Genomic DNA, 13,583 nt, shown 5'->3' on the forward strand with positions numbered 1-13,583 from the left:
TGCGCTCGCAATGACGAAGGAAATGAACCTCGAATCATCCGATTCTAATGATCGTGACCATGATCATGCGGGGTGTTGGCGAGCGCTTCCAGCACATCTTCCAGCCGGGCGGGGTCGCCGAGCGCCAGGACATGGCCGTCGCTGTCCGCCGTCAGCGGTTCGCCATTCCAGTCGCACATCAGGCCGCCTGCGCCCTCGACCACGGGCACCAAAGCGGCGAAGTCGTAGCTTTGCAGGCCGGATTCGATGACGATGTCGAGGAAGCCGGAGGCCAGCAGGCCGTAATTATAGCAGTCGCCGCCATAGACCGGCCCCTGGCGCGGCGCACCGCCGGAGACGGCCGCGACCAGCGCCATATAATGGGGCACGTCACCGTCCGCGAAGAGATGCGGGCTGGTGGTGGCGATGCCCGCGCCTTCCAGCTCGCGGCAGGCACGGGTGCGGATCGGCTGGCCGTTGAAGGTCGTGGGCTGGCCCGACATGCCCGCCCAGCGTTCGCGCGCGATCGGCTGGTCGATGAGGCCGACGGTCGGCCACCCCCCTTGCGTCAGTGCGATCAGCGTGCCGAAGATCGGCCGTCCGGCGATGAAACTGCGGGTGCCGTCGATCGGGTCGAGAATCCAGACCCGCTCGGCATCCTCGCGCACCGATCCATATTCCTCGCCGATGATGCCGTCGCCGGGCCGTTCCTTTTCCAGGATCGCGCGGATCGCGGCTTCGGCGGCGCGGTCGGCCTCGGTCACGGGCGACTTGTCGGCCTTCAATTCCATGTCGTAGCGGGCGCGAAAGAAGGGGCGGATGGCTTCGCCCGCCGCATCGGCAAGGCGGTTGGCCAGGGTCAGATCGTCACGGGTTGTCATGGCATGATCGCCTAGCCGGTTGCGCCGGGTTGCGCCAGAGGGGCGGCGCCCTTGAGCGTGAGCGGTAGGCCTGCGGCAAGGAACTGGACTTCGCGCACGGTGGCGGCGACGCGCTGGTTGAGCAGGCCGGCCGCATCGCGGAACCGGCGGGCGAGCGCATTGTCGGGGACGATGCCGAGGCCCACTTCATTGGCGACGAGGATGATCGGGCCGGGCGCGGCGGCGATGGCGGCGACCAGATCGTTGGTCGCGGCGTCGATGTCGCGATCGGCGAGCAGCAGGTTGGAGGTCCAGAGCGTGAGGCAATCAATGAGCAGCACGCGGCGCGGCGCGGCATTGGTGCGGATCGCTTGCGCCAGCGCCATCGGCGCTTCGATCGTGTGCCACAGCGCATCGCGATCCTGTTGGTGGCGGGCGATGCGGTCGCGCATTTCGTCATCAAAGGCCTGCGCCGTGGCGATAAAGCAGCGGTCGAGGCCGGTCGCTTCGGCGCGGGCCTGCGCATAGCGGCTCTTGCCCGATCGCGCGCCGCCCAGCACCAGCAGGCTGTGATCCATGGTCATGCTCCTTTTCCCCTCATGCCAGCCATGCCCACAGGCCCGCGATCAGCCAGAGCAGCAGGCAAGCGCGGAGAGTGATGCGCAGCGCGCGTTGAATATCCGCCGCATCGGCGTGCGCCCTGCCATCGCCGATCCACGGCTTGCAATGGGCGACGCCATCATAGGCGATCGGCCCGGCGAGGCGCAGGCCCAAGGCACCCGCCATAGCCGCTTCGGTCCAGCCCGCATTGGGGGAGGCGTGGGCGCGCGCGTCGCGCCGCAGGATGCGCCATCCGCCGCCGCCCGCGATGCAGAGCAACGCGCCGCCGATCCGCGCGGGCAGCAGGTTGAGCAGATCGTCGCTGCGCGCCGCCGCCCAGCCGAAGTCGCGCCAGCGCGGCTCGCGATGGCCGATCAGGCTGTCGGCGGTATTGATCGCCTTATAGGCCCAGACGCCGGGCAGGCCGAGCAGCAGCAGCCAGAAGAGCGGCGCGGCGATACCGTCGCAGAAACTTTCGGCCAGGCTTTCGATCGCGGCGCGGGCTACGCCGCTGGCATCGAGCGCATCGGTGTCGCGGCCGACGATGCGGGCGACCTGCTGGCGGGCGCGGGGCAGGTCGGCTGCGGCAAGCGCCTGCGCCACGGCGCGGACATGGTCGAACAGGCTGCGCTGGGCGAGCGCGGGGAAGGCGAGCAGGGCGACGAGCGGCCAGCCATAGGGGCCGCACAGGCGCAGGAGGACGGTCTGGATGATCCAGCCACCGCCCGCCGCCATGATCAGGAGGAGTAGGACTGTGGCGATGCCCCCTGCGCGGCGGGTGGCGTCGCGTCCGTGCGGGCGGTTCCAGCGCGCCTCGCAGGCGTCGATGAGGCGCGCGAACAGCCCGACCGGATGGCCGATCCGCGCATAGAGCCAGGCGGGCCAGCCAATCGCGGCGTCGAGCATCAGGGCGACGAGCGCGACCGGCTCAGCCATGGCGCAGCGCCGCTTCGAGCCGGTCGCAGGCGGCGGTATCGGCGGGCAGGCCGATGCGCAGCCAGCGTGGCTGTTCGAGGAAAGGGCGAGTCAGGATGGCGCGGCGGGCGAGACGATCGAACAATGCGGGGGCGTCGTCGGCTTCGATCAGGCGGAAGAGGGGGCAGGTGCCGATCGGGCGGTAGCCGCAGCGAGCCAGCAGCGCGTCGAGGGCAGCGGCCTGTTGCCCAAGCCGCTGGCGCGTCGCGGCGATCCAGGGCTGGTCGCGATAGGCGGCGGTGCCGATGGCGATGGCCGGCGCGGAAATGGGCCAGGCTCCGAGCTTGCGGCGGACGGCGGCGAGGATCGTGGGCGGGCCGATCAGAAAGCCGAGCCGCACGCCCGCTGCCCCAAAAAATTTGCCGAAGGAGCGGAAGACCAGCAGGCGGCGGTCCTCGCCGACCTGATCGGCAAAGCTGATGGCCGGGTCGGCATCGGCAAAGGCTTCGTCGAGGATCAGCCAGCCTTCGCCGCGCCGCGCGAGCAGATCGTGGAGGGTGGGGCGGTCGAAGCGATGGCCGTCGGGATTGTTGGGGTTGGCGAGGATTAGCGTCTGGCCATCGGCCTCGGCAAGATGAGCGCGGCTGAGCGGAATGCTGCCGTCGATCATCTCGCCATGGGTGCGATAGGCGGGCGCGATATGGCAGGCGGGGCCGGGCAGCAGGTCGCCGATCAGGCGCAGGCCGATCTCAGTGCCGGGCAGGGCGCAGACCATCGCGGGATCGACGCCGAAATGTGCGGCGGCCGCAGCTTCGAGCGCGCGCAGGGCCGCGTCATCGGGCAGGTGCGCCCAGTCGATCGCCAGCGGCGGGATGGGCCAGGGCTGCGGGTTGATGCCGGTCGACAGGTCGATCCACGGCGCATCGCCGTCCCCGAAATAGGCGCGCGCCGCACCAAGCCCGCCGCCATGCCAGTGCCAGCGGTCGATCATAGCAGCACCGCCAGCAGCAGGCCGCTCTCGATAAGTTCAATGCCCGCGCCATGGCCATCGCCTGAAATGCCGCCGATCCGGTGCCGCAACCACAGGCCCCAGCCGAGCATCAGCACCGGCGCGGCGAGCAGGCCGGGCATCCACCAGCAGGCGAGCAGCCAGACGGCGGCCCAGAACGCCAGATCGACCGGGCGGATCGCGCCGCGAAAGGCGGTGCCGAGGCCTTCGTGCAGCGGCGGGAGCAGGCGGGTCCACCACAGCGGCGCGATCCGCGCGGCGAAGGGGATCAGGACGAGCGCGGGGAGCAGGTCACGATCGATGAGGGCATGGAGCAGGACCAGCTTGGCGAGGAGCTGGAGTGCGATCGCGACGACGCCGAAGCTGCCGACATGGGGGTCGGCCAGCACGGCGCGCAGGCGGTCCTTGTCCTTATGCGCGGCCCCTGAAGCATCGGCGATGTCGCCCAGGCCATCGAGGTGCAGCGCGCCGGTCAGCTCGACCCAGCCGATCAGGCCGAGCAGCGCGCCAACCCAGGGGTCGATCCGCGACCCCGCGCCGCATGCGGCGGCGATCAGCGCGCCGAGGATCAAGCCGACGACGGGAAACCAGCGCATCGACCGGGCGAAATCCTGTGTCGTGGCGGTGACGCGCGGCATCGGCAGGCGGGTCATGAACTGGAGCGCGATGACCAGCCCCTTCATGTCTGTAGCCCGATGATCTGCGCGGCAGGCTGCGGGCCGGGCCACAGGCGTAGCGAGAGCAAAGACGCATAAGGAAGGTCGAACGCCCAGCTTTGCGCGGGCGTCAGGCCGCAATGATAGGCGATGGCCGCGCGCATCGCGCCGCCATGGGTGAGGATGAGGGTGGAGTCGGCGGTCAGCGCGGCGGTGGCGGCGGCAACGCGATCCACCAGCATCGACCAGCGCTCGCCGCCCGGTGGCGGGTTGGCGTCGGGATCGGCATGGAATCGGGCAAAGGCCTGTGCCGGGACGGCGGAGGGGGCCATGCCATCCCACGCGCCGAAATCCAGCTCGCGCCAGCGCGGGTCGAGCAGCACGGGCAGGCCATGGTCGCGGCCGATGGCGTCGGCGGCGGCGCTGGCGCGGGTAAGGTCGGAACTGATGATCGCGCCAATGCCAAGGCCATTGGCGCGGGCGCGGCAGGCGTCGATCCCGGCCTGCGTCGGTGCGCCATCGGTGCGGCCCATCAGCAGGCCGGGCGTGTCGGGCGCGCCGTGGCGCAGCAGATGGAGCAGCCGAGGCGTCATGCCGCGCCCGACACGCCGGCCTGCGCGAAGGTCGCCATCTGGGCATGGACGGCAAGCGCGGAGCGCACGATATTGGCCGCCACCGCCGCGCCGCTGCCTTCGCCCAGCCGCATGCCAAGGCGCAGCAGCGGATCAAGGCCAAGCTGGCGGAGCAGTCGGTCATGGCCGGGTTCGGCCGAACAATGGCCCGCGATGCAATGATCGGTGATGGCGGGATGGGCGGCGGCGAGCGGGGCGATGGCCGCACCGCTGATGAACCCATCGAGCATCACCGGGATGCGCAATTGCCGCGCGCGCAGCGCCGCGCCCGCCATCGCCGCGATCTCTCGCCCGCCGACGCGGCGCAACGTTTCGAACGGGGTCAGCGGCGCGTCGGCATGGAAGGCGAGCGCCCGGTCGATGACCGCGATCTTGCGGGCGATGCCGTCGGCATCGACGCCGGTGCCCGGCCCGACCCAGTCGGCGGCGCTGCCGCCCAGGCTGCGCGCGGCGAGCGCGGCGGCGGCGGTCGAATTGCCGATGCCCATTTCGCCCAGCAGGATGAGGTCGAGGTGAGGCTCCACCGCTGCCGCGCCAATCGCCAGCGCCGCAAGGCAGTCCGCCTCGCTCATCGCCGCGCCTTGCGTGAAATCAGCGGTGGGGCGGTCGAGGTCGATCGGCACGACGCGCAGGTCGAGGCCCGCAGCACCGGCCAGCGCGTTGATCGCCGCGCCGCCCGCGTTGAAATTGGCGACCATCTGCGCGGTGACGGCGGCGGGAAAGGCGCTGACGCCACGGACGGTGACGCCATGATTGCCCGCGAAGATCAGCACCCGACCCTGGTCGAGCGCGGGAATCGCGCGCCCCTGCCAGCCGGCAAAGAACAGCGCGAGTTGCTCCAGCCGGGCGAGCGATCCGGCGGGCTTGGTCAGCTGCGTCTGCCGCGCGGCGGCGGCGGCGATGGCGTCGGTGTCGGGACCGGGCAGCGCGCGCAGCGCCGCGTCGAAGTCGGCGGGGCTGGACCAGAAGGGGGCTGGGGGCATCTTATTCTCCATGGTCTGCGCTGGCGGTCCAGCGGTCGAGCGGGGCGACCAGCGGCGGCGTGGCGGCAAGGTCGATGCGGCTGGTGATGCCATAGACGGCGCGCAGCCGGTCCTGCGTCAACACCGCGTCCGGCGTGCCATCGGCGACCAGCCTGCCGCGATCGAGCAGCAGCAGCCGGTCGCAATAGCGCGCCGCCATCGACAGGTCGTGCAGCACGGCGATGACCAGCCCACCCGCCTGCGCCTCCCGCGCGAGCAATTGCATGACGTCGATCTGATGACCGGGGTCGAGCGCGGCGAGCGGTTCGTCCACCGCAAGGCCGGGCGCGCCGACCGCCAGCGCGCGGGCGAGCATGACGCGGGCGCGCTCGCCGCCCGACAATTCGGTGGCGATCCGGTCGGCGAGATGGGCAACATCGGTGCGGGCCATCGCTGCCCGGATGGCGTCATGGTCTGACACGCCGATGCGCGACATGGGGCCAAGATGGGGCAGGCGGCCAAGCGCGACCAGCCGCTCGACGCTGAGCGGCCAGTGCAGCGTCTGGCCCTGCGGCAGATAGGCGATGGCGCGGGCACGCTCGCGCGGCGGCAGGGTGGCAATGGCGCGGCCGTCGATCGTCACGCGGCCGTGCGTCGTATCAATCAGGCCGAGCATGGCCCGCACCAGCGTCGATTTGCCCGCGCCATTGGGACCGATGATGCCGATCAGCGCGCCGGGGGCGAGTGTTGCGTCGATGTCATGCAGCACGGCGCGGCGGCCAAGCCGGGCGCATAGCCCTTCGACCCGGATCGTCACCATGTCCGCCGCTCCCGCAACAGATGGAGCAGGAAGATGGGGACGCCGAGGAAGGCGGTGACGACGCCCAGTTTCAATTCGCTGGTGGTGGGGATCAGGCGGACGAGGATGTCGGCGGCGACGAGCAGTATCGCGCCGCCCAGCAGCGAGGGGAGCAGGATGGCGGACGGGCTGCGATCCGTGAGCGGGCGGACGAGATGGGGGACGATGAGGCCGATAAAGCCGATCGAGCCGGACACCGACACCGCTCCACCCACGCCGATCGCAACGCCCAGCAGCAGGCGGGTGCGGGTACGGCGTAGATCGACGCCGAGCGAGCGCGCGCCATCCTCGCCCAGCGTCAGCGCGTCGAGCGCGCGCCGGTCGATCAGCAGCAGCGCGCCGCCTATGATCACGCAGGGCAGGACGATCCAGACATGATCGATCGACCTATTTTCGATCGACCCCATCAGCCATGTCATGATCTCCATCGCCGCAAAGGGGTTGGGCGACAGGTTGAGCGCCAGGCTGATCCCCGCCCCGGCCAGCGTCGATACGGCGATGCCCGCCAGGATCAGCGTCAACGCGCTTTCCGCGCGCCCGGCGAGAGTGAAGAGCAGCAGCAGCGCGATCAGGCCGGTGGCGATCGAGAGCAGGGGCAGCATGGCGGGGTGCCAGCCCGCCACGCCGAAATAAATCGCCGCGACCGCGCCCAGCGCGGCGGCATTGGACGCGCCCAGCACCGAGGGTTCGGCCAGCGGATTGCGCAAATAGCCCTGCAACACTGCCCCCGCCAGCCCAAGCATCGCCCCGACCAGCAGGCCGATGAGCGTGCGCGGCAGGCGCAGGTCGAGCAATATGGTGGTCGCGACCGGATCGCCATGACCCATGACCACGGCCAGCAGCCGATCGAGCGAGAGCGTCACCGGGCCAAGCCGCAGCGACGCGATCGCGACGATCACCACCCCGGCGATCAGCAGCGGCATCAGCGCACGATGGCGCGGCGCGGGCGGTTCATGGGTCAGGCGCATGGGGTCCGATCGGGCTTGCTTGTGTCACGGCACCGGGGCGTTATGGAAGCGCGATGATGATCTTGCGCTCGCTCGCCCTTGCCACCTGCCTGTTGTGCATAGCTCTGCCCGGCGCGGCGGCCGAGCGGGGTAGCGGTGTGCCCAAGCGTATCGTGTCGCTGAACCTCTGTTCCGATCAACTGGTGCTGGCGCTGGCCGACCGGGGGCAGATTGCCGGGCTGACCAGCAATGTGCGCGATCCTGACATGTCGGCGGCCGCTGAGGCAGCGCGCGGCCTGCCGATGTTGCGTGGCACGTCGGAGGAAGTGCTGGCGGCGCGGCCCGATCTGGTGATCGGCCTGCCCGCGCGCGGGCATCCGGCGCTCGCGCCGTTCAAGACCCTGCCCTTCCGTACGCTCGACCTGCAATCGGCGGAAAATTATGCCAGCATCCTGGCGTCGATCCGGCAGGTGGCGCAGGCGGTGGGGCATCCCGCGCGCGGCGAGGCGCTGATCGCGCGGATGGAGGCGGATCTGGCGCGCCTGCCCCGGCCCGCGCGCGCGCCGGTCGCGGCTTATTATCAGCGGCGCGGCTATCTGACCGGATCGGGCACGCTGATCGATGATTTGCTGGTGCGGACGGGCGTCACCAATCTCGCGACTCGCTTGGGCAAGCCCGCTCTGTCGCAGATGAGCCTGGAGGAAATGGTGGCGTCGCGGCCCGATTATCTGATCATCGAAAGCGCGACGCAGACGGTGACTGATCAGGGCACCGAAATGCTGCACCACCCCGCGCTGCGCAGCATCCCGCGCATCGCCATTCCGCAGGCGTGGACGGTATGCGGCGGCCCCGCTTATGTGCAGGCGGCGCAGGCCATCGCCCGCGCGGTCAAGCCGCGCTGACCCTTCCCCGCCAACAACCCGGCCTTGGCCAGGCGCAGCCTGCCTTATGGGGTCTGATGGCGGGAAGGGGATCATATCAGAAGCTCAGGCGCACGCCGCCATAGGCCGACAGGCCGAGCGTCTGGGTGCCGTAGCTGACCTGATACCATTTATCGAACAGGTTGATGACGCGGCCATAGAGTTCGACCCGGTCGGTGATGCCATAGGAGGCGAGCAGGTCGACCACCGTATAGGCCTGGGTCGCGCCGCCAAAGCCCGACGAATCGCCGTCATGATAGCGGACCCGCGCTGTCATCGACGCGCGCTCCGCCGGGGTCAGGATGACCGATGTGGTGCCGGTATAGCGCGGACGGCCGCTGTTAACGTAAACACCGTCCATGTCGCGATCGATTTCATGGTCGGTATAGCCATAGGTCTGGCTGATACCGAGCCAGGGCAGCGGCTGGGCGGTGACGCCGATCTCTATCCCCTCCGCGCGGGCGCGGCCGAACTGGCCATAGCCGCCAAAGGGCGGACGGCTGCCGTCGAAGTTGATCTCGTTGGTCTTGCGGGTGAAGAAATAGCTGACCTGAGCCGTCAGCCCTTCGGCCAGCGCCAGATCGAAGCCGACATCGCCGCCCCGGCTGGTTTCGACTTCAAGGTCTGGATTGCCATAGGTGGGATCGAACAATTGATAGAGGCCCGGTGCCTTGGCCCCGGTGCCATAACTGGCGCGCAGCTTGAGCGCGCCCAGCGCATAAGCCAGCGTGCCGCGATAGGTGTCGAACGTACCGAAACGGCTATTGTCGTCGACCCGTGCCGCGCCGGTCAGGGTAAGCCCCGCGAGCGGCCGCAGCGCGATTTCGGCATAGGCCGAGCGGGTGTTGACGCGGGCGGGGAAAGCGCCGGAGAAGCTGGTGATCTGGGTCGTCTTCTCCCGCTCATAATTGCCGCCTGCGGCCAGGCTGACGGGGCCGGTGCCGCCATAGGCGAGCGCCAGGGTCAGTTCGTCCTTCACGCCACGGAACAGGTCGCCTTCGGCCCGGTTCCAGGTGCCGAAATAGCGGCGGCGCGCGGCATAGCGGCTGGCGGTCAGGTCGGCGGTGAACTGGCCGTCCAGGCTCTTGTAGCTGGCTTGGCCCGCGGCGGCATAGTCGCGCGTTTTGGCGGTATCGTCGCTGTCCGACGTCGTATTGTCGAGATCGCTAAAGGCATCGAACCAATAGCCGATCGCCTGCAGCGACAGGGTCTCGGTCGCCTGATAGCCGACCCGGCCGCTAAAGCCGTAGCGGCGATATTCGTCCTTTTCGGTCGCCGACCCTGCGGGGCTGGCGGTGCGCGGATCGGCGAGCGAAGGGCCGTCATGGCGATAGCCGGTGGCGGTCAGGCGGAAATCGAGCGCGCCGCTCTTGCCCAGCAAGGATGCGCCGCCGCTGCGCATGCCATAGGAACCGGCTTCGGCCTCGGCATTGACCTGCAGCCCCTCTTCGGTCGCGCGCTGGGTGATGATATTGATGACGCCGCCGACCGCGTCGGAGCCATAGAGCGAGCTTTGGTTGCCGCGCAGGATTTCGACCCGGTCGATGTCGCGGCTGGTCAGATGATCGGCCTGGAACTGGGTGCTGATCGCGCTGGGGTCGCCCAGTTCGATACCGTCGATCAGCCAGAGTATCTCATTATTGTTCGATCCCCGGATGCGGACGCTGGTGAGCTGGCCGGGCCGGTCGGCCGTCGTCTGCACGCCGGGCGCGTCCTGCAATATGTCTTTCAGGAAGATGATCTGGTTGCGCTGGATATCGGCGCGGGTGATGATCGACACCGCGCTGCCGATTTCGCGCGCTTCGCTGGTTACGCGCGAGGCGGTGACGATGATGGGGGTGCTATTGCCGCTCAGGTCCGAAATCTGTTCGGGGGCCTGGGCGAAAGCGGGGCTGGTAGCGCTAAGCGCCAGCAGGGATATGCCGTATTTAACCATATATAGTCTCCTCCCGCGCCGAGCGATATCGGGCGGTGGAGCATGTCGATGATAGGCGCATGGCCCGCCGATCGACGGCCGACGCAGGGCGACGAACCGGCGCATATCTAGCCCAGCGTCCCACGACGGTTGCGGCCCCGGCCGCCTTCCTGTCGTCGCTCAGACGGAGAGTTACCGTGCCGCGGCCATCCCCTGGACCAAGGCAAGAGCGACCAGAACGCCGGCAGGTCTCCTGGCTCGCGGGTCATGGCGTCATGTACGACCTTCCCAGACGTTTGACGGTCCAGTGGCTGCTTTCCCCGGAAGGAAAGCCGTGTACATCACGCTCACCGCTTACAGTTGCAGGGACAGCTACGGCATTGGATGGTGTAACCCATCCGCACCGCCTTCCCTTTTAAGCCTCGATCAAGAGGCACCGGCGCGATCTTGCCCGTTGCGCTCAAGCGAGCGCTACGGACGGCAGCCCGATAGCGGGCGGCACCGCATCGCGCAAGGCGGCAATTGCCGCCCCGGCGTTATGCTGTCAGTCGAACAGGCTGGACACCGAGCTTTCGTCGGCAATGCGCTTGATCGCTTCGCCCAGCAGCGGGGCGATGGGCAGGTGACGGACCTTCTGGGCGGTGTTCACCGCCTCGGTCCCCTGGATCGTGTCGGTGATCACCAGTTCCAGCAGGTCGGATGCATCGACGCGCGCGACCGCGCCGCCCGACAGCACGCCATGGCTGACATAGGCGACGACATCCTCGGCCCCGGCGGCCTTGAGCGCGGAGGCTGCGTTGCACAGCGTGCCCGCCGAATCGACGATATCGTCGATCAGGACGCAGAAACGCCCCGCGACATCGCCGATGATGTTCATCACCTCGGACTCGCCCGCCCGTTCGCGCCGCTTGTCGACGATGGCGAGCGGCGCGTTGTCGAGCCGCTTAGCGAGCGCGCGCGCGCGCACCACGCCGCCGACGTCGGGCGACACGACCATCAGGTTGCGATCGCCAAAGCGCGCCTGGATATCCGCCGACATGACCGGCGCACCGAACAGATTGTCGGTCGGAATGTCGAAAAAGCCCTGGATCTGGCCAGCGTGCAGATCGACCGACAGGACGCGGTCGGCGCCTGCCTTGGTGATCAGATTGGCGACCAGCTTGGCGCTGATCGGGGTGCGGGGGCCGGGCTTCCGGTCCTGCCGGGCATAGCCGAAATAGGGGACGACGGCAGTGATTCGCTTGGCCGACGCGCGTTTCAGCGCATCGATCATGATCAGCAATTCCATCAGATTGTCGTTGGTGGGATAGCTGGTCGATTGCAGCACGAACACATCTTCGCCCCGGACATTTTCGTGGATTTCCACGAACACTTCCTCATCGGCGAAGCGGCGGACGCTGGCGTCGGTCAGGGGAATTTCGATATAGTCGGCGATGGCGGCCGCGAGCGGCTTGTTCGAATTGCCGGTCATGAGCTTCATGGCCAAAACCCCCTGATAATTAAAGGCGTGACGAATTGATGACGCTGGGTGAAACGCCGCCCCTTTAGCGGCGCGGGGTCGCGGTGGAAAGGCGCTTTTGCGCCAGCCATCAAAATGCTCTACGGGGCCGCCATGACCGACAAACTCGTGATCGCCCTTGCCCAGATGACCCAGTCGGTGGGCGACCTCGCCGCCAATGCCGACGCGATGCTGGAATGGCGGGGGCGGGCGATGGATGCGGACCTGATCGTCTATCCCGAATTGCAGCTGATCGGCTATCCGCCCGAAGATCTGGTGCTCAAGCCCGCGCTGGTCGAACGCGCCAATCAGGAACTCGACCGGCTGGCGCAGGCGACCGGCGATGGCGGCCCGGCGATGCTGGTCGGCACCGTGGTCGCAGCGCAGGGCGTGTTGTTCAACGTCGTCGCCCTGCTGGAAGGCGGGGCAGTCACCGCCATCCGGCAAAAGCGTGAGCTGCCTAATTACGGCACCTTCGACGAAAAGCGCCTGTTCGCGCCCGGCCCGCTACCAGCGCCCATCGACTTCAAGGGCGTGAAGATCGGCGTGCCGATCTGCGAGGACATCTGGTTCCCCTTCGTCACCGCGCATCTGAAGGCGCAGGGCGCGGACATATTGATCAGCCCCAATGGCAGCCCGTATGAAGTCGACAAGGATGACCGCCGCGTCAATGGCGTCGCGGGGACGCGGGTGCGCGAGACGAATCTGCCGCTCGCCTATCTCAACCGCGTCGGCGGGCAGGATGAGCTGGTGTTTGACGGCGCATCCTTCGTGATGAACCCCGACCTGTCGATCGCGCATCAGATGCCCGACTGGGACGAAGCGCTGGTGCTGACGACATGGGAGAAGCAGGCGGGCCAGTGGGTCTGCCTGCCCGGCGAGCGCCATGTCCTGGATGACCGGCCCGCCGACATTTACAATGCGATGGTGCTGGGCTTGCGCGACTATGTGAACCGCAACCGTTTTCCCGGCGTCGTGCTGGGCCTGTCGGGCGGGATTGACAGCGCGTTGTCCGCCGCTGTTGCGGTCGATGCGCTGGGCGCGGACCGGGTATGGTGCGTGATGATGCCCTCGCGCTTCACCAGCCAGGAGAGCCTGGACGATGCCGTCGCCTGCGCGCGGCTGCTGGGCGTGCGCTATGACAGCATCCCCATCGAACCGGCAGTCGGCGCGTTCGACACGATGCTGGGCGAAGTGTTCGCGGAGCGCCAACGCGACCTGACCGAAGAGAATATCCAATCGCGCATCCGGGGGCTGACGCTGATGGCGCTGTCCAACAAATTCGGCCACATGCTGCTGACCACCGGCAACAAGAGCGAGATGTCGGTCGGCTATGCCACCATCTATGGCGACATGGCAGGCGGCTATTCGGTGTTGAAGGACGCCTATAAGACGACCGTGTTTGACCTGTGCCGTTGGCGTAACGAAAATGTTCCGACGCTGGGCGAAGGCTTTGGTCTCGCTGGCCCGGTGATGCCGGAGCGGGTGATCAGCAAGCCACCCAGCGCTGAACTGCGCGCCGACCAGCGCGACGACGACAGCCTGCCGCCCTATGAAGTGCTGGACCCGATCCTCTACGGCCTGGTCGAGGAGGAATTGTCGGTCGAGCAACTGGTTGCGCGCGGCTTCGAGCGCGAAACCGTCGCCCGGATCGAGCGGCTGCTCTATGTCGCCGAATATAAGCGCCGCCAATCGCCCCCTGGCGTCAAGCTCGGCACCCGCAATTTCGGCCGCGACCGGCGCTATCCGATCACCAATGCGTTCAGAACATTATGATTTCCCCGTTCGCCCTGAGCGAAGTCGAAGGGCCATGCTGAGCCGAAGGCGAAGC

Annotated in this window: 13 protein-coding genes and 1 riboswitch; of the genes, 2 read left to right on the forward strand and 11 right to left on the reverse strand. The window is 68.2% G+C overall.

What is annotated here, in order from left to right:
* Positions 1-44 precede the first annotated feature (44 nt).
* From hisN to V2I08_RS13535, 9 genes are read right to left on the reverse strand one after another with little or no spacing between them, the layout of a single operon-like run.
* Positions 45-860, reverse strand: coding sequence for a histidinol-phosphatase (hisN, locus tag V2I08_RS13495; protein WP_349635583.1), 816 nt, complete (start codon positions 858-860; stop codon positions 45-47).
* Between the two features lie 11 nt (positions 861-871).
* Positions 872-1,417, reverse strand: a complete 546-nt coding sequence (gene cobU / locus V2I08_RS13500) for a bifunctional adenosylcobinamide kinase/adenosylcobinamide-phosphate guanylyltransferase (protein ID WP_349635615.1) — start codon at positions 1,415-1,417, stop codon at positions 872-874.
* A gap of 19 nt (positions 1,418-1,436) precedes the next feature.
* Positions 1,437-2,375 carry an adenosylcobinamide-phosphate synthase CbiB gene (gene cbiB / locus V2I08_RS13505; protein WP_349635584.1) on the reverse strand — a complete coding sequence of 313 codons (939 nt, stop codon included), beginning with the start codon at positions 2,373-2,375 and terminating at the stop codon, positions 1,437-1,439.
* A complete protein-coding gene (locus V2I08_RS13510) occupies positions 2,368-3,345 on the reverse strand; it encodes a threonine-phosphate decarboxylase (protein ID WP_349635585.1) in 978 nt (325 codons plus the stop codon). The genes cbiB and V2I08_RS13510 overlap by 8 nt, the downstream gene beginning before the upstream one ends.
* Entirely contained in the window at positions 3,342-4,046 is a 705-nt protein-coding gene (locus V2I08_RS13515; RefSeq protein ID WP_349635586.1) for an adenosylcobinamide-GDP ribazoletransferase, read from the reverse strand. Before V2I08_RS13515 ends, V2I08_RS13510 begins: the two co-directional genes overlap by 4 nt.
* Positions 4,043-4,612 carry a histidine phosphatase family protein gene (locus V2I08_RS13520; protein WP_349635587.1) on the reverse strand — a complete coding sequence of 190 codons (570 nt, stop codon included), beginning with the start codon at positions 4,610-4,612 and terminating at the stop codon, positions 4,043-4,045. The genes V2I08_RS13515 and V2I08_RS13520 overlap by 4 nt, the downstream gene beginning before the upstream one ends.
* Positions 4,609-5,634 (reverse strand): nicotinate-nucleotide--dimethylbenzimidazole phosphoribosyltransferase, encoded by a 1,026-nt coding sequence (gene cobT / locus V2I08_RS13525; protein ID WP_349635588.1) that lies wholly within the window; start codon positions 5,632-5,634, stop codon positions 4,609-4,611. The genes V2I08_RS13520 and cobT overlap by 4 nt, the downstream gene beginning before the upstream one ends.
* Position 5,635: 1 nt before the next feature.
* Positions 5,636-6,433, reverse strand: coding sequence for an ABC transporter ATP-binding protein (locus V2I08_RS13530; RefSeq protein ID WP_349635589.1), 798 nt, complete (start codon positions 6,431-6,433; stop codon positions 5,636-5,638).
* A complete protein-coding gene (locus V2I08_RS13535; protein ID WP_349635590.1) occupies positions 6,427-7,440 on the reverse strand; it encodes an iron ABC transporter permease in 1,014 nt (337 codons plus the stop codon). Before V2I08_RS13535 ends, V2I08_RS13530 begins: the two co-directional genes overlap by 7 nt.
* Positions 7,441-7,493: 53 nt before the next feature.
* Between V2I08_RS13535 and V2I08_RS13540 the strand changes: the two genes are divergently transcribed.
* Positions 7,494-8,321 carry an ABC transporter substrate-binding protein gene (locus V2I08_RS13540; protein WP_349635591.1) on the forward strand — a complete coding sequence of 276 codons (828 nt, stop codon included), beginning with the start codon at positions 7,494-7,496 and terminating at the stop codon, positions 8,319-8,321.
* Positions 8,322-8,397: 76 nt separating this feature from the next.
* Here the strand turns inward: V2I08_RS13540 and V2I08_RS13545 are convergent, their stop codons facing one another.
* Together V2I08_RS13545 and V2I08_RS13550 are read right to left on the reverse strand one after the other, a co-directional pair.
* Complete coding sequence (locus tag V2I08_RS13545) at positions 8,398-10,275, reverse strand: TonB-dependent receptor domain-containing protein (RefSeq protein WP_349635592.1); 1,878 nt, start codon at positions 10,273-10,275, stop codon at positions 8,398-8,400.
* Positions 10,276-10,479: 204 nt separating this feature from the next.
* Positions 10,480-10,710: riboswitch (cobalamin riboswitch) on the reverse strand.
* An 88-nt stretch (positions 10,711-10,798) separates the two neighbouring features.
* Positions 10,799-11,734, reverse strand: a complete 936-nt coding sequence (locus tag V2I08_RS13550; protein ID WP_349635593.1) for a ribose-phosphate pyrophosphokinase — start codon at positions 11,732-11,734, stop codon at positions 10,799-10,801.
* A 132-nt stretch (positions 11,735-11,866) separates the two neighbouring features.
* On the opposite strand from V2I08_RS13550, the gene V2I08_RS13555 reads away from it, so the two are divergent.
* Complete coding sequence (locus V2I08_RS13555; RefSeq protein WP_349635594.1) at positions 11,867-13,528, forward strand: NAD+ synthase; 1,662 nt, start codon at positions 11,867-11,869, stop codon at positions 13,526-13,528.
* Positions 13,529-13,583: the final 55 nt, after the last annotated feature.

Origin of the sequence: Sphingobium sp. MK2, assembly GCF_040170545.1 — a bacterium.
Lineage (GTDB): Bacteria > Pseudomonadota > Alphaproteobacteria > Sphingomonadales > Sphingomonadaceae > Sphingobium.